Consider the following 25,926-nt stretch of genomic DNA (forward strand, 5'->3'; position numbering starts at 1 on the left):
AAAACCGAGAATGTTAACGTTATCTTTTGATCAACTTACTTACAGGGACAAGCAAATGACGTCACTACTCTCCACAGCTAACGAGGCCTTAAGCCAGCAGAAAGACCGTGTAAACCCGCGCTGGTATCCGCGCTATCACCTCGCTCCTCCGGCGGGCTGGATGAACGATCCCAACGGCCTATCCTGGTTCGATGGTTACTACCATGCGTTCTATCAGCACTATCCGTGGCAACCGGTCTGGGGTCCAATGCACTGGGGCCATGCGCGCAGCCGCGATATGGTGAACTGGGAGCACTTACCGATAGCACTCGCACCGGAAGGGCCAGAAGATAAAGATGGCTGCTTTTCTGGTTCCGCGGTGGTTGACGGCAATAAACTGGCTTTAATCTACACCGGGCACAAATTCGACGGCGAGGCAAAAGAGGAAAACCTTTATCAGGTGCAGTGTCTGGCCACCAGCACCGACGGGGTTCACTTCGAACGTCAGGGCATGGTTCTGGATACCCCGCAGGGCGTTCACCATTTTCGCGATCCGAAAGTCTGGCAAGAGGGAGAGAGCTGGTACATGGTGGTGGGTGCTCGGGTCGATGATGTGGGCGAAGTACAACTCTATCGTTCGCAGGATCTGCGGCACTGGCAGTTTGCCAGCACCCTCGGTCGGGCCGATGACAGCATGGGCTATATGTGGGAATGCCCGGACCTCTTCCCGCTGAACGATAAGCTCGTCTTCATGTTCTCACCACAGGGTATCGCCGCTAATGGATACGATTACCGTAACCTGTTCCAGAGCGGCTATATGGTCGGCGAATGGCAGGACAACCACCAGTTCCACGTGACCCAGCCCTTCCAGGAGATGGATCACGGGCATGATTTTTACGCCCCCCAATCATTTACCACCCCGGATGGCCGCCGCGTGGTGATCGGTTGGCTAGCGATGTGGGAGTCGCCGATGCCAGAACAGGCTGACGGCTGGGCCGGCATGCTCACCCTCCCCCGGGAAGTGACGCTTGATGCCAACCAGCGGCTGCGCATGAACCCGGTCAGAGAGCTGGAATCATTACGCGGTGAGCTTCATGTCTGGCCGGTTAGCGAGATGCGCAATCGCACTCTGATGGTGGAAGAGCAGGCGCTCGCTATCGAAATCGAACTGAGCCTCGATATCGCCCGCAGCCAGGCTGAACAATTTGGCATCGCGCTGGGTGACGGGCTGCGCGTCTACGTCGATGCCCAGTCACAGCGTCTGGTGCTGGAACGCCGCTACCCGCAGCATGGCCTCTCTGGCTGTCGTAGCGTCCCGCTGCCCGCCAATGATGTGCTGGATCTGCGCCTGTTTATCGATAGCTCTTCAATCGAAATCTTTGTCAACCACGGTGAGTACACCCTTAGCAGCCGTATTTATCCTGAGCCGGACGATCGCCAACTGACCTTATTCAGCCAGAACGGGCACGCCATCTTTACTAACGGACATGCCTGGCCGCTTGCCGCCCAATAACCACCCGTCTCACTGCTTAGGGGAAAAATTAATGACAATCTGGACGCTCGGAGATGCCGTGGTGGATTTACTGCCGCGCGACAATATGCAGTTTGAAGCCTGTGCAGGAGGCGCCCCCTTCAATGTGGCCATCGGCGTCGCTCGCCTCGGTCATGCCAGCGGCTTTATCGGCCGCGTAGGCAATGACGCCTTCGGCCGCTTTCTGCACCAAACGCTGGTGACGGCGCAGGTGGACACAGGAGGCCTGGAGTTTGATCCTCAGCGGCACACCAGTACCGTGCTAGTGTCGCTGGCTCCTGACGGCGAGAGACAGTTTGCATTTCTGGTCAATCCGTCTGCCGATCAGTTTCTCAGCCCGGCAAGCCTGCCCAACTTCGGTACCGATATTCTGCACTTCTGCTCGCTGGCGCTGGTCGCCCCTGACTGTCGTGCCACTCTCACCCAGGCGATGGCGGCCACGCGCCAGGCCGGTGGCACGCTGAGCTTCGACATCAACCTGCGTCCGCAGATGTGGAGCAATGAAACTCAGATGTTTGACCTTATCAGCGAGTTCGCCCGCCAGAGCGACATTCTGAAGATATCCGAAGAAGAACTGCTTTGGCTAACACAGGCCGACAATTTAAGCATCGCCTGCGAACGGCTGGCTGATTTTCCCGCACGCCTGAAAATCATTACCCGTGGAGCCAATGGCGCTATCGCTTTCTGGCAGAACAGCAAGCTGACGTTAAGCGGCTACCGCGTCGACAGCATCGATACCACCGGAGCCGGTGACGCCTTTATGGCCGGGCTGCTGGCGGCGCTCGCCGGAGAAGGCTGGCCTACATCAACGGCGGCGTTGTTCTCCCTTCTCGAACAGGCCAGCGCCTGCGGTGCACTGGCGACCACCCAGCGTGGAGCGCTAAGCGCCTTCCCCGACAGCCAACAGCTGGGCCACTTTATTCAGTCACACCCTTCGCTACGGAGAACGATGACCCCGTAATACTGCGCACGCGTTACGTTGCAGCAAAATGACCTTACAATGACCTAATCTGGATTGGAAAAAACATGAAAATAACGATGCCGTTCAGTAATAATAAATACCGGTATTCATCCGGCTATCTACTCTTTTTCTTTGCCGCCTGGTCGCTGTGGTGGTCTTTTTACGCCATATGGCTAAAAAGCAAATTAGGCCTGTCCGGTACGGAGCTGGGCATGCTGTATGCCGTAAACCAGTTTTTCAGCATGCTGTTTATGCTGGGCTACGGTTTTCTGCAGGATAAGCTCGGTACCCGCAAACCCCTTATCTGGATGATGGGGATAGTCATCACCCTCAGCGGCCCGTTCCTGATTTATGTTTATGAACCGCTGCTGGTCTCCAACTTCAAGCTTGGCATGATACTGGGCGCCATTTTCTTTGGCCTTGGCTATCTCGCCGGTTGCGGTCTGGTGGAAAGCTTTGTCGAAAAAGTGAGCCGTAAATTCAACTTTGAATTCGGCACCGCCCGCTTCTGGGGGTCGCTTGGCTACGCCGCAGGGACGTTTGTGGGTGGCATCTTCTTTAGCATCAACCCACACATTAACTTCTGGTGCGTATCGGTAATGGGGGTGATATTCCTGGTGATTAACGTGTTGTTCAAAACCGACGCACCGGCTCCAACGTCTGCGGCAGTCAGTTCGCCCGAGCCAGATGCGCTGACCCGAAAAGATTTTCTGACCATCTTTAAAGATTCGCAGTTCTGGTTCTTCGTTATCTTTGTCGTCGGCACCTGGTCGTTCTATAGCATTTACGACCAGCAGATGTTCCCGGTGTTTTACGCCAGCTTATTTGACGATCCTGAGCTGGCCCCGCGCGTATACGGCTACCTCAACTCGGTACAGGTATTTATGGAAGCCGTCGGCATGGCGCTGATCCCGTTCCTGATAAACCGCATCGGGCCTAAATCCGCATTGCTGCTGGGTGGCACCATCATGACCTGTCGAATTCTGGGCTCAGCGCTGTTCACCGATATCTATATTATTTCCCTGATCAAAATGCTGCATGCGCTGGAAGTGCCGCTGTTTGTCATCTCGGTATTTAAATTCAGCGTCGCAAACTTTGATAAGCGCCTCTCATCAACGATGTACCTGATTGGCTTTAATATCGCCAGCTCCATCGGCATCATCGTGCTCTCGCTGCCTATCGGTAAGCTGTTTGATAAGGTGGGTTATCAGGAGATCTTCTTGATTATGGCGAGCATTGTGGTCATCACGCTGATATTTGGTTACTTCACGCTCAGTAAAAAGCATCACTCTTCAAGGGAAATGGCTGAGTTGGCTGCGGAATAATAAGACGAGATTAACAACGATAAATTAAAGCCAGCACGGTGCAGAGAATAATAAAATCCACGCGTAGTCGTGGATTTTTACTTCTATGTCTGCGGCGATTCCAGCCAAATGTTTTTCGGCACTGCACGTGTCGGTACATTTTTATCGTTCATGCCCATGATCGTAGTACTAAAAAAAGTCCACCCAACGTCATGCTGTGCAGAGTGGACTGACATCACCTCAACGCCATAAACATCAGGCCATATAAGGGCCGAAAGCGGCTCATGAGGTCACTTCGAGTTCAGTGGCATAACGGGTGACCGGAACAAACGGCAGATAAGAGATACGCAGACGTTCCGCCAGTTCCAGCGTGTGGCTGCCGATTGCCAGCCCGCCGGGCATCAGAACGGTAATCGTCGCTTTTTCACCAAAGTTCCACCGATCGTCATAGACGGTTTCCAGTTCATCCAGCGTCCATTCGCGACCACGAATCGCAAAGCGAATAGCCTGGCGATCGATTTTCGTGCCGTTGATGGTAATACCCAAATCTTCGACCATCGACAGCCCCAGCCCGCGATAATAGGGCAAACGAGCCTGAAAACGAAAACCGATCACTTTTTCATTTTCAGTGACGTTACCAAAGCCATCGCGGCAAATAATATGGTGATCAAACATCGTTAGCTCCTTAGCGAGAAAGTAATGCAGGGGTCGGCGTTTCGTTTAATAACCGGCAGAACATCAGTTGCTGGCGGCGTACCTGCTCAAGGCTATCGACCTCCTGAGCATCCTCAACCCAGCGATTACCTTCGTATTCAGAGCAGATATAGCCTTCGTAACCACCCTGCTTCAGTACGCGGAACACTTCATCATAAGGGATGGACCATTCGACATTCTCATCCGTCATCTCATAGAATTTTGCATGGATGTTATGAATGCGCGGCATAAAATCGAGCATCCGTTTTGGCTCAAACGCCGCGTTGTGGCGCAAGGTTTCCGCCATCGCTATCTGTGGTCCTGGCCCCCATTTCTGCATCACGTCCAGAATAACGTATTCGCTCAGCACGCGGTCATCGTAGGCTTTTTCAATAAAATCGGCCGCCGCCTGCGGGCAACCATTGCGGATAAAGCGCTCCTTCCACACACGAGGGAAACGGAACAGGAACATCCCCATATCGGGCAGGAAGCCCAACGCACGGGTATTCGCTTTTTCATAGGCTTCCGCATGGCGGATAATCCAGGGGTGATCGAAATGCAGCGGCGCGTGCACCTCAAGCAGGATCGTAATCCCCTTATCTTCCGCATAAGGCGCTGCCGCCACCAGCACCTCGGGCGCAACCGACACCAGCGAGCGAATAAACTTCATGCCCAGGCGGGCGGCAAAGTCGATATCCCGCTTGACGCTGTCGACCTGTTCAGCAAACGGCATCGGTCGGTCTTTATAGCGTTTGTAGTCGAGCATAAAGTCATGGCACACCGGTACCGTATCGTACTGGTGCATCAGGCGGTGCCATTCGGCAATCGCCTGGTCCGGCACGCCACACTCAGGCCATCCGTGAAACGTCTGTTCACCGATAACCTCAATGCCTCTTGCCCCCATGCTGGCGCAGTGCCCAATCACCTCTTCAAGCGTCATTTTGCCGAGATAGGTTTCGTTTTGAAAACTGTAGAGGCTGACGCCCCGTTGGATGTTATGGCTCATAGTGATTCCGTTTTGTCTTTCATCGTCAGGGCTAAGCCCGTTGCGTCACACACTTTTGCCACCGATTCAGCAACCGGTAGCGAAGGTTTATACTCGAGGCCCACGGCGCCGCAATAGCCTAATGTGCGCAGCGTGCGCAGGGTCGAGGTCCAATCGCTTGCCGCCGCGTCGGGTTCATCGCGCCCCGGCGCCTGAGCAATCTGTACATGCCCCACCAGATGCATTCTGCCCGCCAGCACCGCAGTCAGGCTCTCCCCCATCACCGTTGAGTGATAAACATCAAACAGCAGTTTCAGGTAAGGGCTACCAATTTCTTCCACGATATCGAGCCCCATCAGGGTGCTATTCAGAAACATACCGGGGTGGTCGATACGGGTATTCAGCGGCTCAAGCAGCAGCATAATTCCCGCCTCCTGGGCCAGGTTTGCCGCTTTGCGCAGCACGCTGAGCATCTGTGCTTTTTGTTCGTCAACATCGACGCCTTCGCGGCTGAAACCAGAGGCGATAACCAGCGGTGGCGATCCCAGCGTCAGCGCGGTCGCCAGGCTCTCCTGCAGCGCCGTGAGAAACTCGTCATGCTGCGCGGGGTCAACCAGGCTGCGGCGAGGCTCAACCACAAAACTGCTGAGCTGTATGCCGGTCTCTTCCAGCGCTTTTGCGAGCGCAGGCAAGGGTTTATCACGCCAAAGGTGAAATTCGACATGCGAGAAACCAAGGCGCTTCGCAGCGTATACGCGCTGCGCAACATCAGGGTGTTCTTGACTAAAAAGCCATTCAATACAGGCTGACAGGTACATCCTTCCTCCACGGTGGATTGGTGATTACATGCCCAATATAGAATAAAAATTCTAATTCTAGATTTAGCTTGTTTTTAACATCAACTTTCCGTCATTATCCGACAGAACAGCACGATAAATCAGAATGCGAGCACTAATTCTATTATTTAAATCCGTAGTGATGTCAATAATTTTTAACAAATCATTAACTAAAATTTGAAGGTACATCATGTTAAGCCCTACCCGAATGGCTGAAGATCGCGTCGCAGAAAATGAACGCGAACGTAAACGCACCTTTGCCGTGGTGGTCGTTTCTATTGCGATGGTGTTGGAGATAATCGACGTCTCAATCCTTAACGTTGCCGTTCCGGTACTGCAAAACGATCTGCAGGCCAGCGGCAGGCAGATTGAGTGGGTATTTACCGGTTACCTCTTTTTCTTTTCCGTTTTATTACTGACCGGCGGGCGGCTGGGCGATCTGTTTGGATATCGCCGCCTGTTTATGGGCGGGCTACTGACGTTCGGTATCGCCTCCGCGGGCTGCGGATTAGCCGTCTCTGCCGACATGCTGATTGCCATGCGCATTTTACAGGGGATCAGTGGCGCCATGATGGGGCCGCAAATCCTGTCGTTAGTTCAGGTTCTGTACCCGCCGCACGAGCGCTTCAACGTGATGAGTATTTTCGGTATTCTCGGCGGCGCGGCGGGCGTGCTCGGGCCCATTCTCGGCGGTGCAATCATTGAATATGATATTGCCGGGCTGAGCTGGCGGCCGGTCTTTTTAATTAATATTCCCGTGGTTATCATCGCTTTTGTGCTGGCATGGCGAGTGCTGCCTGACGTCCGTAGCCCCCACGCTCGCCAGATAGATATCACCGGCACGCTGCTGGCCATTACCGGCGGTGGAGTACTGCTTTTCACCCTCGTCGAAGCGCCTTCGCTACGCTGGCCGTGGTGGATATTCTTACTGCCTTTACTGTCGGCGCTGTTGTTAATTCTGTTCTGGCGGCATCTCAAACGTCGCACCCTGGCAGGTGGGGCCGCCCTCTTTCCCCCCGTTATTCTGCACGATCGTTTTTTTGTCACCGGCATCACCATCACCCTGCTCTATCAGCTCGCCACCGCCTCTCTGCTACTGGCAACCTCGCTGGTTCTGCAAAGCGGCATGCGTCTTTCCCCACTGCACACCGCCCTGATGCATATTCCCTTTGCACTTGGCGCCGCGTTCTCGATTGCGGTAGCCGGTCGCCGTCTGGTGGTGAAACTTGGCCGCCTTATCACCCCCGTTGGCGTAGCCGTGCAAATAGCGGCGCTTGCGCTGATGGCGGCAGGCGTTCTCTATGCGGACACACCGTTCAGCCTGCCGTTGTTGGGGAGCGGTTTCGGACTCTGCGGATGCGGCATGGGGCTGGTTTCCGCCCCCTTACCTGCGTTTGCCATGGCTCAGGTTCCGGTCGCCCATGCCGGAGCCGCCTCCGGGCTATTTCGCACCGGGCAGCAGTTTGGCGCCGCGCTGGGAATGGCCACGCTGGGCGGCTTTTATCTGGCGCAGACCGCCACTGTACCGGCGCAGTGGTCCAGCGCCTTTATCACGTTGTTGGCGATGAATGGGCTGATATTGCTGCTTATCGCCCTGTTAAGCCGCGGCTTGCCGGGTGATGTTCACCGCCAGCCGGAGTAACGATTTCACCTTACCCTACAGGGGACTTTCCCCGATAATAAAAGAAGAGAAGGAGACCTATGAGCACTGATATTGATGTTCTGATTATTGGCAGCGGCCCCGCCGGGGCAACGTTCGCCCGTCATCTTGCCGATCGGACGACCGCCCGCATTTTAATGATTGATGCCGGTAGCGCGCTCACCGCCGCCACCGGTACCAATATTCGCAATCTGCCGCCGGATGAGCGGGAACAAGCCTGGAATCAGGCAAAACGGTTCCCGCTGGCCGCTACGCCAGAAGATGCCCCAGCGGATGCGCTCCAGGCGCGTCCCGGCACGCATCTACTCAACGCGCGGGCAACAGCCGTTCCTCTCCATGAGGCAATGCCCGCCGCAGCCATGTCCAGCAATATCGGCGGCATGGGGGTCCACTGGACCTGTGCCTGCCCTCGCCCCGGCGGCACGGAGCAGATTCCGTTTATCGATGCCGCGTCAATGCAGGCCGCCTTTGAGACCGCCGAGCGTTATCTGCAGGTCACCCAGCGTGGCTTTCCTGCTACCGCACTGAGTCAAAACATTATCAACGCGCTCAACCAGACCTTTGCTGAGGGGCGAGACGCCTCAAGGCTGGCGCAGCCGATGCCGTTAGCCTGCACGCCGCAGCCCGACGGGAAGCCCCGCTGGTCCGGAACGGATGCCATACTGGGCGATGTCAGCGCATTTAGCCGCCTGGAGATTCGCCCGGATACCCTCTGCAAGCAGATCCACACCGAGGACGACACCGCCCAGGGCGCAACGCTTTGTCATCTGCCGACCGGGCGCGAGTACACGATCACCGCCCGGGTAATCATCGTCGCCGCCGATGCGCTGCGCACACCGCAGCTCCTGCATGCCTCGGGTATCCGTCCTCATGCGCTGGGTCGCTGGCTCAACGATCAGCCGCAGGTGATTGCGCTCATCAACGTCGACGCGCCAGCGCGCAAAGAGACCGCCGCAACACGCTCATCCGACGGACGTGATAACGTGTCCGGCGTAACCTGGCTTCCCTTTAACGAGCCGGATTTTCCTTTCCACGGCCAGCTCATGCAGATGGATACCTCCCCGATTGCTTTCCATCATGGGGATGGCGAAGCGGGTAAACCCGTGGTGGGATTGGGCCTGTTCCTGGCAAAAGATCTGCGCGAGGAGGACCGCATCATTTTTGAACAGGAGACCGATGCGCTCGGCATGCCGCGTATGCGTTTAGCCTATGACCTGACGGAGCGCGACCGCGCCGGGCTTAGCCAGGCGCTGGCGGCAGTCGAGAAAGTCGGTGCCGCGCTGAACGGCGTCGCCAACGGCGGTGAGGCTATCATTCTCCCTGCAGGCACGTCCTTACACTACCAGGGTACGCACCGGATAGGCCCGGTGGATGACGGTACCTGCGTCACCTCACCGGTCTCACGGGTCTGGGGGTTCGATAACCTGTATCTTGGCGGCAACGGTGCCATCCCTACGGCTACCGCCTGTAATCCAACGCTCACCAGCGTCGCGCTGGCGGTGATGGCAGCTGACGACATCATTCGCCGCTTTTTCCCTGGCTGACAGCGGCCGCCAATAGCCTCATCCCCATGAGGCTATTCCAATAACCCTATCTCAATCATGGTATTTATATTCGCAATGTCTGTTATGCGAATTCACAATTTTTCTGCCACCGAATAAGCCTCCTACTCTTGAGGCCGGAGTCATCCGGCTTCGATCTGTACTCAACCTACACAATAAGAAAATCACGCCGCCACATCGCCCTCTCAAGGCGTGCGTGATAAAGGAGAACGACGTGAGTAAGCATCTGCATGCGCCCGAAAAAGTGCCGCAAGCGGGCATGGCGCAGGGCATCATTATTGCCCTGACCGCGTTTTTGCCCATTCTGGCTATCGTTTCACTGGCCCCAGCGGTCCCTACCTTGATTCAACACTTCGCCCACGTTCGCTACGTCGAAACGCTGGTGCCGTTAATGCTTACCGCTCCAGGGCTGGTCATCGCCGTGACCGCCCCCTGCACCGGCTGGATGGTCGATAAATTTGGCCGCCGTAAACTGCTGCTCGGGGCTACCCTGCTGTACGGGATTTGCGGCACTATGCCGCTTTATCTGGGCTCGTTGCTGCCGATTTTTATCAGTCGGCTGGGGGTCGGCCTGGCGGAAGCCGTGGTGCTCACCATTGCCAATACCATGCTGATTGACTATTTCGATGATAAACAGCGTCGCTTTTGGCTGACGGTGCAAGGGGTCATTGGGCCCGCGCTGGCGGTGGTGGTGCTTGCCAGCTCCGGCTACCTGACGGCTATTCGCTGGAATGGTGCCTTTATTATCTACGGCGTGGCCCTGTTGCTCTTCGTGGCGATGTATTTCTGGATGTTTGAGCCCCAGAAGGCACAGCAGCAGGCCATGCAGTCCGCCGTTGAGGTACAGCGTTTTCCATGGTCACGGGTGCTCGCACTTAGCGCGGTGACGTTTATCACCGCCATCATTTACTACGTCTATACCATCAATGGAGCCAATGCGTTTCACACGCTGGATAAGGCACGTCCGCAGGAAATTGGGCTGATTATGTCGCTGGTGAGCCTTGCCGTCCCCGTCGGTTCGCTACTTTTTGGCTGGCTCGCGCGTCATTGCACGCCCGAGCGGGTGATTGCGATGACCCTCATCTTGATGGGTTGCGGCATGGTCATTATGGGGTTGTCCAGCACGTTACTGCCGATGGGCGCTGGCTCTGTACTGCAGCAGCTCGGTGCCGGTATGGCGATCAGCGCGATGATCTATTGGGTCGGTTCGCTTATCCCACCAGCGTTTAGCGGCCGGGCGATGGGGGCCTGGTCAGGCGCCTTTTTCGCCGGTATGTTCGTCAGCCCGATTATTGTCGGGCTGATGCGAATGCAGGCGGATAACCAGATCCTTCCCGTATTTATCGCGCTCGGAGCCTTGTCTCTGATGCTGGCGCTGGCGCTGTTTTTATATACGTTCTCACGCCATAGTAAGCTGCTGCGTCAAGCCAGGGACGCCAGCGAATGGCAGCTGGCGAAATAATGCTGCGGCTTAGTGACGGCGAAAGCCGTCACTGAGTTTCTATTGCCGGTGAGATTAAGAAACTCAGGCACATCACCCCGAGATCCTGTTTCAGCTGATCCCAATCCCCTTCTCCGGCAGCTTCGCTGGCCGAGCCTAATCCCAGGAATCGCGCCAGGGCGGCGTAGGCAATCGTAAAGCAAAACTTCACTGCCTGTTCAGGCTGAGGATGATGAATATCCGCCGCCGAATCCATCAGCAGCGCAATAAAGATCTGTTCATTTTTCTGATAGGCCGCTTTACCAATCCCGGCAATCCGTTCATCATCCGCGCGCGCCATAAAAGGCCGTAAAATCCCAGCGTGGCGACGCAAATAGTCCGCCTGTAGATCCAGCAGTTCGGGGACGAGTTGACGAAGCGGCAGCTGGCGCGCACGCAGGTTGGTCGTCAATTGCTGCCACTCAGCGTCGAGCCCCTGCATCACTTCCATCATGACCGCGACAAAAAGCTCCTCTTTGCCGCTAAAACGCGCGTAGATTGAGCCCACAGATACCCCGGAACGTTTACTGATTTCAGCTATCGTCAGCAGTTCAAACGTACCTTCGTGCAAAATTTCACGACTAGCGCTCATCAGGCGCTCAAGCGCGATCCGGCTACGGTCCTGTTTCGGCTTGCGCATATCGGGAAGATCGGTCATTCGCGTTTACACCCCTTATCCATAGAAACCCCAGCAGTGTATTGCACTTAGCGGCCCCCCTGCAAATTACCGCCGACGAAATGGGAAGGTAATTGTTATGAAAATGTGAACTCTGTCATTTCAATCACCCACAAAATAATTAGAATACGAATTCTAATTTTAGTTTTACAACACAACCAACATAAGACAGGAGCTGCTATGCGTTTTTCCGTATTCCTCGTAGGTCGTTCAACCGCACCTGAACAAGATAGTTTCGTGATGAGTTCGCTTGCCGATCACGCCCGCCAGGCAGAAGCGTTTGGTTTTGACGCGGTGTTTATGCCTGACCATCACTTCACCGGCTATGCCCCCATGGCAAGCGATCCTTTTATGTTTGCCGCCTGGCTTGCCGGGCAACTCAAGAAGATCCACTTCGGCATGTCGGTCACTACCGTCCCTCTTCACCACCCGGTGCGCTTCGCTGAGCGCGTCAACCTGCTCGATCATTTAACGGAAGGCCGCCTGCTGGTGGGTATCGGAAGCGGAACGACCCCGGAAGAGATGATCGGTTTTGGTGTGAACTACAAAGACGCCTCGAACCTGCTGCAGGAGAATCTCGACCTGGTACAGCGACTGTGGGAGAAAAAAATCGAAGATGAACCGATCATTTTTGAAACCTCGCACTACAAAGGCGCGGTGGTGCAACGCATCGTCCCCACTGCTCTGCAAAAACCGTTTAATCGCATCATGCCCGTCGCCCTGCGCGAAAGCAGCATGCAGCGCGCGGCCGATAACGGCTGGCCGGCCTTTATTCCCGCCTTTACGCCACCGATCCCGGCCAGCGACGATCCGTTCGGTCAGTTAACGCACTACTTCACTCGTTATCGCGACGCGCTGCTCAACGCCGGGCATTCACAGGCCGTTATCGACCACTGCCTCTCCTGGACCACCCACACGTGGCAATGCGTGCACGTCGCCCCAACCGACGAACAGGCTCGGGAAGAAATGATGCAAATCATGGGCTGGTATAAAGACGCTATCGATCGCGAGTATGAGTACAACAAACGGGCGGAAGAGTTCAGCGGCGTTTCCCTGCACCGTCACCCGGACTGCTTCAGCGAAGAGTGGATCAAGACCTGGTGTCTGTACGGGAGCCCGGAAACCGTGGCCCATGAGCTGGAGCGCCATCAACAGTTGGGTATCGGCAATGTGCTGTTAGGCTTCACCAACGGCCCATTAACGCCAGAGCGCCTGCGTCTTAGCCAGCAATCAATCTCATTGTTTGCCGAAAAGATCCTACCCCGCTTTCGCTAACCGATATAAAGAGGAATGTGTATGACGCTTCATCACTCCCATCGCCAACCCTTTATTGTCGGGATTGGCGGCACCACACGCCCCGGCTCAAGCACCGAACGCGCATTAAACCGGGCGCTGGCACATGCCGAGCATCTCGGGGCCAGAACGCAGCTTTTTGGTGGGCAAGAGCTTGCCGCACTGCCTGCGTTTAACCCGGAAATTAAGACCCGCACGCCGCAGGAAATCGCGTTCATCGACGCGGTACGCAATGCCGACGGTATCCTGCTGGCTTCACCGGGCTATCACGGCGGCGTATCGGGGCTGGTCAAAAATGCCATCGACCTGCTGGAAGACTTACGCGCAGACGACCGCGTTTACCTTGATGGCCGCGCGGTTGGCTGTCTGGTGACCGCGGCAGGATGGCAAGGATGCAATACGACGCTGAGTGCGCTGCGCGACATTGTGCACGCGCTGCGCGGCTGGCCGACGCCGCTAGGCGTCACCCTGAATACTGCTGGCGTGTCGTTGTTTGATATTAACGGCAACTGTACTGAACCTGCGGTACAGCAGTCACTGGAGATGCTGGCAGAACAGACGCTGACGTTTGCCCCCCACCCGGCGGTACGGAGAGAGTCCAATGCACTCATTCAGCATCCCGCCTGATCGGGAAGCAAAGCTGCGGCTCACCGCGGGCATGGGAATGTGGTCCACGCCCCCTATTCCCGGCACGCCGCTCGGCGCGGTCACGCTCTCGGATGGGCCCATGGGCATTACCGGTGGACGCGTTGATGAACGAGACGTCGCCTTACTGAGCCCTTGCGGGTTGGCGCTTGGCGCAAGCTGGGATCGCACGCTGGTCCGTCGCGTCGGCGATGTTATTGGTCAGGAAGCGCTACGCACCGGCGTGCAGGCCCTGCTGGCGCCGAATTTGAATCTGATGCGCAGCCCGATGGCCGGGCGCGCTTTTGAACTGTTCGGCGAAGATCCGCGTCATATTGCCAATATGGGCGCGGCCTGGATTGACGGCGTGCAGTCCAGGGGCGTCGGCTGCGTGGTGAAGCACATGGTGTGCAATGACTCAGAAACGGATCGCCGAAGCATGAACGTCGTCGTGGACGAAGCCACCCTGCGCGAAGTCTATTTCTGGCCGTTTGAACAGGCAGCCAGCCGCGGCGTCTGGGGCATGTTAACCGCCTACAATCGGGTCAACGGCGTGCACTGTGCCGAGCAGCATCAGGCCATCAGCCAGTGGCTAAAACATGACCTTGGCTGGGATGGGCTGGTGATGTCCGATTGGTTCGGTACGCAAAATGGTATCGCCAGCTTCCGTGCCGGGCTGGATCTGGAAATGCCCGGCCCCGCTCGACATATGGGAGAACATCTACGTGAGGCACTCAATGAAGAGGATAATCCTCGCCTCAATGATGCCGTGACGCGCCTGACGCGGTTTGCTGAACGCGTCTCGACGCCGTCACCCTACGATGCAAGCCCACGGGCACAACGCTTACGCACCGACGTGCTGGAAGAGGCCGCTGCGGCAGGTTTTGTGATGCTGAAAAACGAAGCCAGTCTGCTCCCTCTGCAACCAGCATCTCGCCTGGCGGTCATTGGCCCGAATGCGCAGACCCCCTGCTTTCAAGGGGGCACCTTTGCACGCGTGGCGCTGATGCCGGGGCTAATCTCACCCCTCGATGCTATCCGCCAGCGCTTCTCGGAGCAGGAGGTGGAGTATGCTCAAGGGGTAGAAAGCGACTATCGCATTCCACCGCTCACGGCACTGGCGTTAACCAGCGATGACAATAGCCCTGGGCTGGAGGTGGTTTATGCCACGCCGAGTCGGGGCGAATGCCATCGCGAGCAGCGCCATGCTTCATCGTTAATCTGGTTTCGCGATATGCCCGGCGTCGGCGATTTGCTGGCGCTGGATGAAGAGGCGACCGTGACCATTCGCACCCGTTTTATCGCCACCCGCTCGGGCATACACCGCTTCTGGCTCGGCGGCACCGGCACGGTAAATCTGGCAATAAACGGCAATCATGTGGCCCGTTTTAGCGGTGAAACGCTAGACGGCGACATTATGGGCAAGCTGATGCAGGCCGACAGCACCACCGTTGAAGTGCCGCTGGTTGAAGGTAACACCGTGAACCTGACGCTGACGATGTCGCTGTCACGCAGTATTGCTCACGGAGTATGGTTTGGCTGCCAGCTACCGCAAACGGTGGATCTGCTTGCCGAAGCCGTCGCCTGCGCGCAGCGTGCCGACCAGGTGGTGCTGGTCATTGGTGAAACCGCCGACGCCGGTCTGGAAAGCATCGACCGACACACCACGGCCCTGCCCGCACATCAGGTGGCGCTCATTGATGCCGTTTGCGCGGTTAATCCGAGGACGGTGGTGGTACTGAACGTCGCCCATCCGGTTGATACCCGCTGCCTTGCCTGCGCCGCGGCGGTGATTGTCGCCTGGTATCCGGGACAGGAGTTTGGCCCAGCGCTGGCGTCCGTTCTGGCTGGCGATCGTGAACCAGGCGGGCGCTTACCGGTCACCTTTGCTCGCCACGAGTCAGACTACCCGGTGGTGAATCTGACCCCTGACCACGAAGGTAATCTCTACTATCACGAGCGCCAGCAAGTGGGCTATCGCTATTTCGCGGCACGGGGATGCGCGCCAGAATGGGCTTTTGGCTTCGGGCTGGGCTACGCCGATATCACCTTTGCGCAGACGTACCTACGTCACGAGGGGGGCCTATCGGTCGCGGTGACGCTGCAAAATGCCTCTGCGCGTGAGGGAAAAGCGGTGGTGCAGGTTTACCTGTTCTCTCCGTCAACCGGTGAAATAGCATCGTCCCTGATGCTGGCCGATTTCGCCGCCGTCACCGTAGCGGCACAGCGTCGTACGACGGTCGAGATCCCACTGACGGCGCGTCTATTCCAGCGCTGGAGCGTCAGCCAGCATCAATGGGTAACGCAAACTGGCGACTGGGAGGTTCGGGTAGGAAGCGCCAGCAACGATATCGCCGCCGTATTCAAGGTATCGGTTGCGAATAACTGCGTCAGGGTTATCGATATGCCATAACGACATCGCGACAGCCGAGGCTGTCGCGATGATTTATGTTCTTCATTTCAACGTTCTGCCCGCCCTCATTCTCTGATGGGCGGGCTTTTTTTGCGGCTTAGAAGTTCCAGTACATTGACGACTGATACAGTATCGCGTCATCACGCTTCGGCACCAGCGTTGGGTTATCCTGCCACGTGATGCCGTTAATCCAGTAAATCCCTTTCACCAATCGGAACGCATGAGAGAGTGAAATCGCGTTAATGGTCTCAGGGGCTTCCAGCCCCGCTGGCTTGAGCGAATCGCGGAATTTATGGCTGATAAACGATCGGGTATAGCCCAGCGACGTCATGTCGTTCTGGCGTCCGGGGAAGAGACCAATATCGAACAGCGTCACCTGGAAATCACTGGCGTAAGCATTGCGATCGTCCGGGGCATAGTTCACTTTCGTATCCAGATACAGCCCTAACGGCAGCCCGTGCTGCGGCTGGGTGAGCTGGACGGTATTGGCCATATAGAAAGCATAGTTATCGCTGCTGTCCCCGGGCTTATCGAAGTACGCGTAGTGTGAGGTATTATAAATACCGCCGGCACGGAACCAGATAGAGCGGCCATTCTCGCTGGCATCCTGCTTGTAGCCGACTTCATTGACCAGGATCGGGTTGGCACCGTCAACGTGCCATTTCAGGCCATACGGGTTCTGCTCCACATCGTCTAAATGCCCTTTTGGCGACATGCTGCGGCTCACCGCAAAGTTGTTGTACCATTTTTTCTCGCTGTCACGCGCAATCATCGTAAAGGTCGGCGTTGGCGCATTCAGGCTGATCCCAACCTGTACCGGAATCACGCTGGTTGGCCCCAGTGCGGCAGAAGAGGAGTTCCCCCCCAGAATCATGCCGTAGAACTGGCGGATTAACGGATAAAAACCATACTGCAGCTCCAGTTGGCCATTTAACAGCGGCTGGTTGATCGCCAGGGTCGCAATATTATGCAAGCGTGGGTAGCCATCCTGGTAATTAGAGGTGGAGAACTGAGGCGAGAGAGTAAACTGCGCATCTTTGGTAAAGCCGATGCGTTCAAGATCGTAAGTCACGTTCAGCGCCATGGTTTGCGCCCAGGTAAAATTCTGCCCGCTGTATTCCTGCGGATCACGCTGCTGATCGCGCAGATCGTATAAAATAGTGGGGTTCCAGCTTAACTGCGCCCCCCAGCCATAATCTGCCAGTGCGCTTCGCCAACCGTTAGGGTCGCCAATTAACGATTCACAAATCGAAGGCGGCGTAACCACCTGCTGCGACCGCGTATTCAGTTTGTCCAACTGTTCGCACGTATATTTATTTTCCTGTGCAAAAAGCGATGGGGAAAATAATGCCAGAGTGAGAAGAGAAAGCGGGAAAACAGTTTTCTTATTTATTTGGGTACAGCACAGACTCATCATAAATCCTCAATTATTATTTTTTGCAGGTAAAGACGTTCTATACCGCTACGCACCATATTTATTATTGGCATCGGCGGCATTCGTTATATATAGGGATTAATTCATCTGAACAGCATTAATGCGAAAGTCATTATTCAGGCATGGCGCTCCCTACCCGCCGTTTTCACGGCAGGGGTTAACAATTTGCATGATGAAATAAAACTAATTGGCGGTTATTTTCCGCGCCGCCGTGCGCGAAGATGATAGTGCAAGGCAGACGGCAATCAGCAGCGTCATCACCGCGAAGATCAGCAGGGTATCCTGCAATTTGCCGGTAACGCTGGTAACAGACGTAACGCCCACGGGGCTAAGAAACATACCGAGGAAGAAAAAGGTATGCCAGATCCCCATTCCCTTAGCGCGATGTTCGGCTGGAAGAACCTTCATGACCCAGCCCAGCATTAACGGAATCAACATGCCATTACCAATCTGAGCAATAAATGCGGCCATGACCGCGCTAATATGATTACTGGCGAGGGAAATAAACAATAATCCTGCGCCGAATATGGCATAAAATTGCATCAACTGTTTATCAATACGCTGTTTCGCCATTCGGCCATATAACCATGCGCCTAGCGGTACGCCAATACCCGCAATCGCCGTGGCGATACCAATCTGGCTGCTGTCACGCATGCCCAGTTGGCTAAAGACCTGGCTGATTTGCAGCGGTTCAATAAAATAAATCACCGCGCTGACTAGCGTAATAAAGCTGATAAGGCACATTTGTCCCCGAGGAAAAGCTTGCGCCGGAGATGATACTGCAGCATTTTCTTCACCGCGCGCCACGGGTTCACGCGTAAAGAGAATAAGGCCGAAAAAGAGAGGAATCGCGATGGCATATAAATAAATCGGCCCCGTCCAGCCAAACGTCCCTAAAAATCCGGAGGCTAAAATAATGAGGGTAGCAACGATCGACCCTACCCCACTCTGTATCGCCAGCCAGCGATTACGCGCCGAACCGCTAAAATAATCACCAATCAGTGCATTCGCCGTGGTCAGAATAAAAGCGTCGGCAATACCCATGATCATCCGCGCCAGCAAAATTAGCGGCAGGCTATCCAGCATCACTGGTAATAGTCCAAACAGCGCGTATCCCCCCGTAGCGGCAATCAGTAGATGACGACGGCTAAAGCGATCGCCAATAACCCCCGCCAACGGGGCAATTAACGCCATGCTAATAGACGGCACGGTAATGATCATTGGCACCAGCAGCTGCACGTGAGGATGAGAGCCAAAATGGTTAAACAGGACAGGCATCACCGGAATCATGGTTAATGTCCCCATCACGGGTAGCACGGCGGCTAACATCAATAACATCGCCTGTACGGCTCCCGCTGGTTTCGGCGTGGCTATCACCCTTTGCATGACCTTTTTCCTCTCGCTCATCTGCTTTGTCATTTAAATAAGAATATGAATTCTAATTCTAGTTAATGCGGTTAAAAAAAGGTGATAACTCACCGGACACCGCTGCGCTGATTACAACCTGCACAGCATAAACCTACCTGAGCAACCGCCTTCAATCTGCGATAAGGCTCACAATTGAAACAACATTCAAACATAATATTAACATTTAAGAGTTTAGGAATTAACATCGCGTGCCACCGCAAGAGCGATCCCCTGACCGCCCCCAACGCACAGCGTAGCCAGACCACGTGCCGCGTTCTGACGCTGCATCTCATGGAGCAACGTCACCAGAATACGGCAGCCAGAGGCACCAATGGCATGGCCTAACGCGATGGCACCACCGTTAACGTTGACTCGCGACGTCGCCCACCCCAGTTCCCGGTTGACGGCAATGCCCTGCGCCGCGAACGCTTCATTCACCTCGATAAGATCAACGGACTCCTGCGGCCACCCCGCCTGCTGTAAACAGCGCCGCGTTGCCAGCACCGGCCCGATGCCCATATAGGCCGGGTCAACCCCCGCCGTCGCGCTAGCGGCAATCGTAGCCATAATCGGTAGACCCAGCTTCTGTGCCCGTTCACGACGCATCACCAATACCGCTGCCGCACCGTCGTTAAGGGTGGAAGCGTTACCCGCGGTCACCGTCCCTGCATCAATGAATGCCGGTCGCAGCGCCGCTAGCGCACTAAGCGTCGCGTCGGGGCGTGGCTGCTCATCGTCGCGAAGACAACGTTCGACGCCCTTTTTGCGCGCTGGCAGCGCGACCGGCACAATCTCAGCGTCAAAGCGACCGCTTTCCTGCGCGGCCAGCGCTTTACGCTGGGACGTCATGGCGAAAAGATCCTGCTCCTCGCGACTGATCGCGTAACGCTGAGCCAAATTTTCGGCGGTGATCCCCATGGCGTAGTTGTTAAAGGCATCCCACAGCCCGTCGTGTACCAGGCTGTCGATCACCTGCCCGTGACCGAAACGCATCCCCTGACGCGCCTCACCGAGCAAAAACGGCGCCTGGCTCATACACTCCTGGCCGCCGGCAATCACCACTTCAGCCGCACCGCTCTGGATGCTCTGTGCCGCAAGCTGCACGGCTTTCAGGCCCGAACCGCAAACCAGATTCACCGTCAGTGCGCTAACGGTAATCGGTAATCCCGCCTTAAGCGCCGTTTGACGTGCCGGGTTCTGCCCGCATCCGGCAGTCAGTACCTGCCCCATAATGATCTCGTCGACGGCATCTGCCGGGATGCCGCTTTGTGCCAGCAGCGCCTCCACCACCTTCGTCCCTAACTGGACGGCGCTCAGCGCCCCCATTTCCCCTTGAAAACGTCCAACGGGCGTGCGCAACGCCGCCACAATTACCGCATCATTGTTCATCGTTACACCTGCATTTCCGGTACGACATCAGGCACTCGCAGCGGCCCTGCCGTTTTGGCGATAATTTCCGCCACGCTGACGCCGGGCGCTCGCTCGCGGAGGATAAATTCGCCATTGGCGACCTCAAGCCATGCGAGGTCGGTCAGCACCCAGCGAATACAGTTCACGCCGGTGAGCGGCAGCGTACAGTGGCGAAGCAGTTTCGATTCCCCGTTTTTTGCCGCGTGAGTCATGGTGACAATAATATGTCGGGCTCCGGCCACCAGATCCATCGCCCCGCCCATCCCCTTCACCATCTTATTCGGCACCATCCACGAGGCGATATTCCCCTGAGCATCGACCTCAAGCGCGCCAAGCACGGTCATATCAACGTGTCCGCCGCGAATCATGGCAAACGAGCTGGCGGAATCAAAAATGGCTGCCCCCGCCCGCGCCGTGACGGTCTGTTTTCCTGCGTTGATCATCTCGGCATCGACCGACGCCTCGCTCGGGAAATCGCCCATTCCCAGCAGCCCGTTTTCCGATTGCAGCATCACATCAATATCAGCAGGCACATAGTTGGCGACCAGCGTAGGGATCCCAATCCCCAGATTTACGTAATCACCATCGCGCAGTTCCTGAGCCACCCGGCGAGCCATCTGTTCACGCGTGAGCATGGCGTCCTCCCGTTTGCAGCGTCCGTTTTTCAATGCGCTTTTCGCAGGCGCATTGGATGAGCCGGTGAACATAGATACCGGGCGTGTGGATCTGCGACGGATCCAGCGTGCCGGGCGGGACAATTTCATCGACTTCCACCACCGTGACCTTCCCCGCCGTTGCCATCAGCGGGTTAAAGTTCTGCGCCGTATGGCGATAAATCACGTTCCCGTACCAGTCCGCTTTCCAGCCTTTGATAATGGCAAAGTCCCCCTGGATGGCGGGTTCAAGAACATAGTGACGATCGCCAAATTGCCGCGTCTCTTTGCCTTCTGCCACCAGCGTGCCGTAACCCGTGGCAGTAAAGAACGCGGGGATCCCGGCGCCGCCTGCGCGGATTTTTTCCGCCAGCGTGCCCTGCGGCGTCAGTTCCACCTCCAGTTCGCCGCTGAGCAACTGCTGCTCAAAGCGGGCGTTTTCCCCCACGTAGGAGGCGATCATCTTGCGGATCTGGCGGTGTTCCAGCAGCACGCCAAGACCAAAATCATCGATGCCGCAATTGTTAGAGACGACAGTGAGGTCGCGTACGCCGCGGCGTTGGATCCCTGCAATCAAATTCTCCGGGATGCCGCATAATCCAAACCCGCCAGCCAGTACGGTCATCCCGTCGCTGAGCCCATCCAGCGCCGCTTCCAGCGTGGCCACGCGTTTATCCAGCCCCTTCATCTCACGCCTCCACAATCGCAACGGCGCGGGTAAACCCCGCCGATGCCCGCTTGATCTTGTAGGGGAAGCAACTGACCCAGAACCCGCTATCCGGCAGCTGATCCAGATTGGTCAATTTCTCCATCTGCCCATAGGCAATATCTCGTCCCGCCTTGTGGCCTTCCCAGATAAGCGAGGCATCGCCGGTTTGCAGAAAACGTTCACGGGTAAAGCCGAACGGTGCATCCCAGCTCCAGGCGTCGGTGCCCACGACCCTGACGCCCTGTTCCAGCAGCCAGAGCGTCGCCTCACGCCCAATACCGCAGCCACGCTGCAGATAATCCTCTTTCCCATAGCACGCGCCAGCGGCGGTATTGATCAGCACAATATCAAGCGGCGCAAGCGTATGTCCGATGCGCTGCAATGCCTGTTGGAGATCCCGAGGCTGCAAAATCGCGCCGTCCGCCGCCTGGCGAAAATCCAGTTTGACGCCGGGGCGCAAACACCACTCCAGCGGCAGCTCATCAATACCAAAAGCCGGTTCCCCACCGTTGGTGGTGGAGCTGTAATGCCACGGCGCATCCATATGCGTACCGTTGTGCGGCGTAACCGTTAACTTCTCGCTCGCCCATGCCTCGTTACCCGGCATTTGGTGTTTTTCCAGCCCCGGAAACATGGCCGCCATTTCCGGCCAGCCTTGCTGATGATCCATATACTCAATTTTCGGCAGCAGCGGCGGCGGATCGGTCCAGGGGTTATTATCAAGCGTAACGGAAAGGTCGATCAGACGTCGGCCTTGTAATAAATTCATGAGTTATTCTCCTGTTATCGCGGCGCAGTCACGCGCTGTTGTATAGCCCCAAAAACAGCCCGGTCATCGCCGGAGCGACTCTCCATAAAAAGGGATTCTCCCGCCTGCAGGTACGGCGTTCGCGGCGCCCCTACGGTGATGGTTTCAAGCGCCCTCACCTCAGCAATGCAGCTGGCGCCTTTCGCACTGTCCCGACCGGAGACCGTACCGGAACCGACCAGCGTCCCGGCTCGCAGACGGCGGGTTAATGCGGCATGCGCAATCAGTTCGCCAAAGTGAAAGTGCATTTCAGCGCCCGACTGCTGGCCAAACGGTTCACCGTTACGTCGGATCGTCAGCGGCAGGTGAATTCGACCGTCTCGCCAACTCTCTCCCAGCTCATCAGGGGTGACGGCGACGGGAGCAAAAGCGCTGGAAGGCTTTGCGTGGATAAAACCGAAGCCTGTTTTCATCTCTCTTGGGGCCAGCGCGCGCAAACTGATGTCGTTAAGCTGAAGCAACAGCCGGACGTGCGATAACGCCGCGATGGGATTGCAGCCCATCGGCACATCATCCACCAACACCGCATACTCACCTTCAAAATCCAGCTCCCAGGCGTCATTTACGCAAACAATATCCTCGCGGGCCCCGAGAAAATCGTCGCCGCAGCCCTGATACATCAGCGGGGTATCCTCCACGCCCTCAATAGGAGGCAGATTAAACGCCTGCTGCATTCGTTCGCCGTGGCTAAGAAAGGCGGAGCCATCCAGCCATTGCCACGCGCGCGGCAGCGGCGCCAGCAATTGCCCGACATCAAAAGGGAGGGCTCGGGTGATTAATCCCGCATTCAGCGCCGCGTAGCGCGCCTGCAGAGCCGGCTGCGTGTGTTGCCAATTTTCGATAGCCTCCTGTAGCGTGGCGGCAATCCCCTCGGCGTCGACCATCCACAGCAGGTCGCGGGAAACCAACATCAATTGTCCATCGCGCTCGCCGTTATTCCGTGTTGCCAGCTTCATTAAAATTCTCCGTGAGTCGTAACCAACCATCGGCCGTAATGTCATACGCCAGCGGGGTTAACGCCTGGCCCAGACAGGCCCCCTGGATGCACCGACCGCTGTCCGGCTCAAATAACGCCCCGTGAGCAAAGCACACCAGTCGGTCGGCTGTGGCATTAAAAAAGGCATGCTGCTGCCAGTTCATCGGTGTCCCCAGATGCGGACAGCGGTTGCGCCAAAGGTAGATTTCTCCGCGATAGCGCACGGCAAATAGCGTGGCTTGACCACTGCGCTTAAGATCGAACCCCAGCGCATCGCCCTCTCCGAGGCACTCTGCCCGGCACAGCGGTTGTGGTAGCACCATGTTTAATGCGCGTTATCCGGGCCCGGCGCCCATTTTTCCCGCCAGCTCAGCAGGAAATACTGCGAGTTATCGGCTCCCGGTAGCGCTTCGCGCGGCTGCCAGCTATCGTCATGGCGATCCATATCCGCGTCATATTCGATATGGCAGCCGAGCGGGCTGTTGAAGTACCAGAACCAGTTAGAGCCCAGCTGATGGCGGCCCGGCCCCCAGAATGACTGGTAACCTTTTTCCACAAAACGACTGCCGGCCATCATCAGTTCCGTTGGCCCGCCCATGTGGAAGGTGAAGTGTTCGATACCGGTCATAAATGGCGGAGCCTGGATTAAAAACAGCGTATGGTGATCCTGGGTACCGCTCGGTCGCAGGAAAGGACCGACGTGGGTAAAGCGATCGGTGCAGACAAACCCCAGACGCTGATAAAACGCTTCCGCCCGTCCGGCATCGGGGACAAAGTAGACCACATGCGACAGCGAACGCGGGGCCGCTGGCATGGTTGCGCTCGCCCCGGTATGGTTAAGCGGCCGGGTCTGATTATCCCCCGGCGCATTCACTTTTTCGGCGGCAAGGGCGACCGGCTGACGCTGAGTCACGCGAAATCCTAGCGCAAAGCCCATATCATCAAGACTGTGCAGCACGCCGTCGCTATCGACATGGACTTCCCGGTCTTTCAGCAACTCTTTGGCAATAGCGTCGAGCGTGGCCGCATCGGCAACGCCATAGACGGTTTCACGCAGTTGGCTGCCGCTGGAAAGCGCCGCTGGCAGAGAAGGATCGTTGCGCTCGCGTAGCAGGACGCCGGTGCCGTCAAGCGCCTGGAAGAAATCCCCCGGCATCTCGCTCAGGCCATAGTCACGCAGAAACTGCCGGCAGCCCGGCAAATCATCAACGCCAAAAACCAGATAGTCAGGCCCCAGAATATTCACGGTTGGTCTCTCCAGATAAAAGTGGTTCAGCCACACGGCCGCCGAGCGTGCGTGCGACCCAGTCGGCAATATAGTGTCCGGCGTTAATTGAGTTATCGAAGCTTGAGTGCTGAACGCCGCCTTCACGTGACGTGAAGATTTTCAGCTCCCGCGAAGGGCTATTGGCCAGTTGCTCATAGGTACGCTGCGCCCACTTGAGGGGGATTTGCGAATCCTGTTCGCCATGGGTGACCAAAAACGGCACCCGAATCCGGTCGAGAATGCCATCAAGATGGACATCTTCCGCGATACGCAGGAAGCTCTCGATATCCTCCCCGCCCCACACCCAACGCACGTGTTCCCAATAGTGCGGCACCGGGAAGCTCCCCTCTTTCTCCCGACGACGACGCTGCACATCGCGCCAGTCGTGGTTAGCCCCCCACACCACGCCACAGGCAAACCGAGGTTCAAAGGCCACCGCGCGCGGGCAGTAATAGCCCCCCAGCGAGACGCCTTCCAGGCCGATGCGGCTGGCATCAACCTCCGGTTGCTGTTCAAGCCAATCAACGATTCGCGATGCCCAGTGTTCACTGTCATAGCGCGCTTTCAGGTTTTTCAGCCGCAGCGCTTCACCCGTGCCCGGCTGATCCACAATCAGCGATGAAACACCACGCTTTGCCAGCCATTGCGGCAGGCCCACGAAGTATTTCAGCTCTTTGGTGGAATCAAGGCCGTTAACCTGAACCAGCAACGGCGCGCGTTCGGCGTTGCCCTCGGCGCGCACATAAAGCGCCGAAAGCGTGGTTCCCTCATAGGGGATCTCAACCCGCTGACAGTTCGCCTGGCTGAACCGACAGCCGCGTTCGAAAACATCCAGAAAACGACGATAGAGCGCCTCGCGCCCTGGTGCGCCATGTGCCTGAAGACGTTCGCAGGTCAGATAGTAGTTGGCGGCGCGCAGATATTTTTCGCCTGCGGAGAACAACTGCCCGCCCTGCTCATCCTCATGAGCCAACGCGCAGAGTTTGTCAGCCATGGCTGACCAGGTTTCACGAAAGGCACGGGTACCTTCTGCATCCGGGCGCTCAGAGGCCGCCAGCAGAGGGGCGCACATCTCTTCTATCTCGCCAATGCGAGCGCCCATTTCGATGGAGAGATCCACCGATAGGTTCCAGACATAATTGTTAGGGAAATAACGAAACATAACGATATCCTTCAACGGTCAAACGCAAGTGGCAGAAATCTGTCACCCGGGCACTGTCACATAAGCGCCCGTTTGCGACTAATCGCGTGTCAGGATGTGAGG

23 protein-coding genes are annotated in these 25,926 nt (G+C 56.6%); 9 read left to right on the plus strand and 14 right to left on the minus strand.

Going from position 1 to position 25,926, the window contains the following annotated elements:
* Positions 1-55 precede the first annotated feature (55 nt).
* The 3 genes from AB2B48_RS07870 (at position 56) to AB2B48_RS07880 (ending at position 3,796) form a co-directional block, all read left to right on the plus strand.
* On the plus strand, positions 56-1,492 hold the full coding sequence (locus tag AB2B48_RS07870) for a glycoside hydrolase family 32 protein (protein ID WP_368301455.1): 1,437 nt from the start codon (positions 56-58) through the stop codon (positions 1,490-1,492).
* A gap of 31 nt (positions 1,493-1,523) precedes the next feature.
* The gene (locus AB2B48_RS07875; protein ID WP_368301456.1) at positions 1,524-2,471 is read left to right on the plus strand and encodes an aminoimidazole riboside kinase; all 948 of its coding nucleotides are present in this window, start codon (positions 1,524-1,526) and stop codon (positions 2,469-2,471) included.
* 65 nt (positions 2,472-2,536) lie between these two features.
* Entirely contained in the window at positions 2,537-3,796 is a 1,260-nt protein-coding gene (locus AB2B48_RS07880; protein ID WP_368301457.1) for an MFS transporter, read from the plus strand.
* A 261-nt stretch (positions 3,797-4,057) separates the two neighbouring features.
* Here the strand turns inward: AB2B48_RS07880 and AB2B48_RS07885 are convergent, their stop codons facing one another.
* From AB2B48_RS07885 to AB2B48_RS07895, 3 genes are read right to left on the minus strand one after another with little or no spacing between them, the layout of a single operon-like run.
* Positions 4,058-4,450 (minus strand): C-glycoside deglycosidase beta subunit domain-containing protein, encoded by a 393-nt coding sequence (locus AB2B48_RS07885; protein WP_368301458.1) that lies wholly within the window; start codon positions 4,448-4,450, stop codon positions 4,058-4,060.
* 10 nt (positions 4,451-4,460) lie between these two features.
* A complete protein-coding gene (locus AB2B48_RS07890; RefSeq protein WP_368301459.1) occupies positions 4,461-5,474 on the minus strand; it encodes a sugar phosphate isomerase/epimerase family protein in 1,014 nt (337 codons plus the stop codon).
* The gene (locus AB2B48_RS07895) at positions 5,471-6,145 is read right to left on the minus strand and encodes a TIM barrel protein (protein ID WP_368301460.1); all 675 of its coding nucleotides are present in this window, start codon (positions 6,143-6,145) and stop codon (positions 5,471-5,473) included. Before AB2B48_RS07895 ends, AB2B48_RS07890 begins: the two co-directional genes overlap by 4 nt.
* A 334-nt stretch (positions 6,146-6,479) precedes the next feature.
* Here AB2B48_RS07895 and AB2B48_RS07900 point away from each other — a divergent pair, with 334 nt between their 5' ends.
* From AB2B48_RS07900 to AB2B48_RS07910, 3 genes are all read left to right on the plus strand, one after another.
* Positions 6,480-7,931, plus strand: coding sequence for an MFS transporter (locus AB2B48_RS07900; RefSeq protein ID WP_368301461.1), 1,452 nt, complete (start codon positions 6,480-6,482; stop codon positions 7,929-7,931).
* A 59-nt stretch (positions 7,932-7,990) separates the two neighbouring features.
* Entirely contained in the window at positions 7,991-9,493 is a 1,503-nt protein-coding gene (locus tag AB2B48_RS07905) for a GMC oxidoreductase (protein ID WP_368301462.1), read from the plus strand.
* Between the two features lie 232 nt (positions 9,494-9,725).
* On the plus strand, positions 9,726-10,973 hold the full coding sequence (locus tag AB2B48_RS07910; protein WP_368301463.1) for an MFS transporter: 1,248 nt from the start codon (positions 9,726-9,728) through the stop codon (positions 10,971-10,973).
* A 28-nt stretch (positions 10,974-11,001) separates the two neighbouring features.
* Here the strand turns inward: AB2B48_RS07910 and AB2B48_RS07915 are convergent, their stop codons facing one another.
* Positions 11,002-11,649 (minus strand): TetR/AcrR family transcriptional regulator, encoded by a 648-nt coding sequence (locus AB2B48_RS07915; RefSeq protein ID WP_368301464.1) that lies wholly within the window; start codon positions 11,647-11,649, stop codon positions 11,002-11,004.
* Between the two features lie 198 nt (positions 11,650-11,847).
* On the opposite strand from AB2B48_RS07915, the gene AB2B48_RS07920 reads away from it, so the two are divergent.
* Genes AB2B48_RS07920 through AB2B48_RS07930 form a run of 3 tightly spaced genes read left to right on the plus strand, consistent with a single transcriptional unit; the run spans position 11,848 to position 15,997 of the window.
* A complete protein-coding gene (locus AB2B48_RS07920; protein WP_368301465.1) occupies positions 11,848-12,942 on the plus strand; it encodes an LLM class flavin-dependent oxidoreductase in 1,095 nt (364 codons plus the stop codon).
* A gap of 21 nt (positions 12,943-12,963) precedes the next feature.
* Positions 12,964-13,587, plus strand: a complete 624-nt coding sequence (locus AB2B48_RS07925) for an NADPH-dependent FMN reductase (protein ID WP_368301466.1) — start codon at positions 12,964-12,966, stop codon at positions 13,585-13,587.
* A 37-nt stretch (positions 13,588-13,624) separates the two neighbouring features.
* A complete protein-coding gene (locus AB2B48_RS07930; protein ID WP_368301467.1) occupies positions 13,625-15,997 on the plus strand; it encodes a beta-glucosidase in 2,373 nt (790 codons plus the stop codon).
* Positions 15,998-16,094: 97 nt separating this feature from the next.
* Here the strand turns inward: AB2B48_RS07930 and AB2B48_RS07935 are convergent, their stop codons facing one another.
* The 10 genes from AB2B48_RS07935 to AB2B48_RS07980 all read right to left on the minus strand — a co-directional run bounded on the left by AB2B48_RS07935 (position 16,095) and on the right by AB2B48_RS07980 (position 25,824).
* Entirely contained in the window at positions 16,095-17,294 is a 1,200-nt protein-coding gene (locus AB2B48_RS07935) for a carbohydrate porin (RefSeq protein ID WP_368301468.1), read from the minus strand.
* Between the two features lie 321 nt (positions 17,295-17,615).
* Positions 17,616-18,818, minus strand: a complete 1,203-nt coding sequence (locus AB2B48_RS07940) for an MFS transporter (RefSeq protein ID WP_368301469.1) — start codon at positions 18,816-18,818, stop codon at positions 17,616-17,618.
* Between the two features lie 213 nt (positions 18,819-19,031).
* Positions 19,032-20,228 carry an acetyl-CoA C-acetyltransferase gene (locus tag AB2B48_RS07945; RefSeq protein ID WP_368301470.1) on the minus strand — a complete coding sequence of 399 codons (1,197 nt, stop codon included), beginning with the start codon at positions 20,226-20,228 and terminating at the stop codon, positions 19,032-19,034.
* Between the two features lie 2 nt (positions 20,229-20,230).
* Positions 20,231-20,884 (minus strand): 3-oxoacid CoA-transferase subunit B, encoded by a 654-nt coding sequence (locus tag AB2B48_RS07950; protein WP_368301471.1) that lies wholly within the window; start codon positions 20,882-20,884, stop codon positions 20,231-20,233.
* Positions 20,871-21,590: a CoA transferase subunit A gene (locus AB2B48_RS07955; RefSeq protein WP_368301472.1), complete on the minus strand. Its 720-nt coding sequence runs from the start codon at positions 21,588-21,590 to the stop codon at positions 20,871-20,873. The genes AB2B48_RS07950 and AB2B48_RS07955 overlap by 14 nt, the downstream gene beginning before the upstream one ends.
* Position 21,591: 1 nt before the next feature.
* Positions 21,592-22,380: a cyclase family protein gene (locus AB2B48_RS07960; protein WP_368301473.1), complete on the minus strand. Its 789-nt coding sequence runs from the start codon at positions 22,378-22,380 to the stop codon at positions 21,592-21,594.
* 14 nt (positions 22,381-22,394) lie between these two features.
* On the minus strand, positions 22,395-23,375 hold the full coding sequence (locus tag AB2B48_RS07965) for a fumarylacetoacetate hydrolase family protein (RefSeq protein ID WP_368301474.1): 981 nt from the start codon (positions 23,373-23,375) through the stop codon (positions 22,395-22,397).
* The gene (locus AB2B48_RS07970) at positions 23,353-23,718 is read right to left on the minus strand and encodes a Rieske (2Fe-2S) protein (protein ID WP_368301475.1); all 366 of its coding nucleotides are present in this window, start codon (positions 23,716-23,718) and stop codon (positions 23,353-23,355) included. Before AB2B48_RS07970 ends, AB2B48_RS07965 begins: the two co-directional genes overlap by 23 nt.
* A gap of 2 nt (positions 23,719-23,720) precedes the next feature.
* Positions 23,721-24,641, minus strand: coding sequence for a VOC family protein (locus tag AB2B48_RS07975; RefSeq protein ID WP_368301476.1), 921 nt, complete (start codon positions 24,639-24,641; stop codon positions 23,721-23,723).
* A complete protein-coding gene (locus AB2B48_RS07980) occupies positions 24,622-25,824 on the minus strand; it encodes an alpha/beta hydrolase family protein (protein ID WP_368301477.1) in 1,203 nt (400 codons plus the stop codon). The genes AB2B48_RS07975 and AB2B48_RS07980 overlap by 20 nt, the downstream gene beginning before the upstream one ends.
* Between the last annotated feature and the right edge of the window lie 102 nt (positions 25,825-25,926).

The sequence above is a fragment of the Kluyvera sichuanensis genome, assembly GCF_040930405.1.
Taxonomy (GTDB): Bacteria; Pseudomonadota; Gammaproteobacteria; order Enterobacterales; family Enterobacteriaceae; genus Kluyvera; species Kluyvera sichuanensis.

Excerpts from the sequence above, each read along its gene's own strand:
- AB2B48_RS07950 (WP_368301471.1), bottom strand. The coding sequence starts at position 20,884 with ATGCTCACGCGTGAACAGATGGCTCGCCGGGTGGCTCAGGAACTGCGC.
- AB2B48_RS07890 (WP_368301459.1), bottom strand. The coding sequence starts at position 5,474 with ATGAGCCATAACATCCAACGGGGCGTCAGCCTCTACAGTTTTCAAAAC.
- AB2B48_RS07960 (WP_368301473.1), bottom strand. The coding sequence starts at position 22,380 with ATGAATTTATTACAAGGCCGACGTCTGATCGACCTTTCCGTTACGCTT.
- AB2B48_RS07875 (WP_368301456.1), top strand. The coding sequence starts at position 1,524 with ATGACAATCTGGACGCTCGGAGATGCCGTGGTGGATTTACTGCCGCGC.
- AB2B48_RS07885 (WP_368301458.1), bottom strand. The coding sequence starts at position 4,450 with ATGTTTGATCACCATATTATTTGCCGCGATGGCTTTGGTAACGTCACT.
- AB2B48_RS07915 (WP_368301464.1), bottom strand. The coding sequence starts at position 11,649 with ATGACCGATCTTCCCGATATGCGCAAGCCGAAACAGGACCGTAGCCGG.
- AB2B48_RS07920 (WP_368301465.1), top strand. The coding sequence starts at position 11,848 with ATGCGTTTTTCCGTATTCCTCGTAGGTCGTTCAACCGCACCTGAACAA.
- AB2B48_RS07905 (WP_368301462.1), top strand. The coding sequence starts at position 7,991 with ATGAGCACTGATATTGATGTTCTGATTATTGGCAGCGGCCCCGCCGGG.
- AB2B48_RS07980 (WP_368301477.1), bottom strand. The coding sequence starts at position 25,824 with ATGTTTCGTTATTTCCCTAACAATTATGTCTGGAACCTATCGGTGGAT.
- AB2B48_RS07940 (WP_368301469.1), bottom strand. The coding sequence starts at position 18,818 with ATGCAAAGGGTGATAGCCACGCCGAAACCAGCGGGAGCCGTACAGGCG.
- AB2B48_RS07930 (WP_368301467.1), top strand. The coding sequence starts at position 13,625 with ATGTGGTCCACGCCCCCTATTCCCGGCACGCCGCTCGGCGCGGTCACG.
- AB2B48_RS07955 (WP_368301472.1), bottom strand. The coding sequence starts at position 21,590 with ATGAAGGGGCTGGATAAACGCGTGGCCACGCTGGAAGCGGCGCTGGAT.
- AB2B48_RS07945 (WP_368301470.1), bottom strand. The coding sequence starts at position 20,228 with ATGAACAATGATGCGGTAATTGTGGCGGCGTTGCGCACGCCCGTTGGA.
- AB2B48_RS07870 (WP_368301455.1), top strand. The coding sequence starts at position 56 with ATGACGTCACTACTCTCCACAGCTAACGAGGCCTTAAGCCAGCAGAAA.
- AB2B48_RS07965 (WP_368301474.1), bottom strand. The coding sequence starts at position 23,375 with ATGAAGCTGGCAACACGGAATAACGGCGAGCGCGATGGACAATTGATG.
- AB2B48_RS07970 (WP_368301475.1), bottom strand. The coding sequence starts at position 23,718 with ATGGTGCTACCACAACCGCTGTGCCGGGCAGAGTGCCTCGGAGAGGGC.
- AB2B48_RS07925 (WP_368301466.1), top strand. The coding sequence starts at position 12,964 with ATGACGCTTCATCACTCCCATCGCCAACCCTTTATTGTCGGGATTGGC.
- AB2B48_RS07880 (WP_368301457.1), top strand. The coding sequence starts at position 2,537 with ATGAAAATAACGATGCCGTTCAGTAATAATAAATACCGGTATTCATCC.
- AB2B48_RS07900 (WP_368301461.1), top strand. The coding sequence starts at position 6,480 with ATGTTAAGCCCTACCCGAATGGCTGAAGATCGCGTCGCAGAAAATGAA.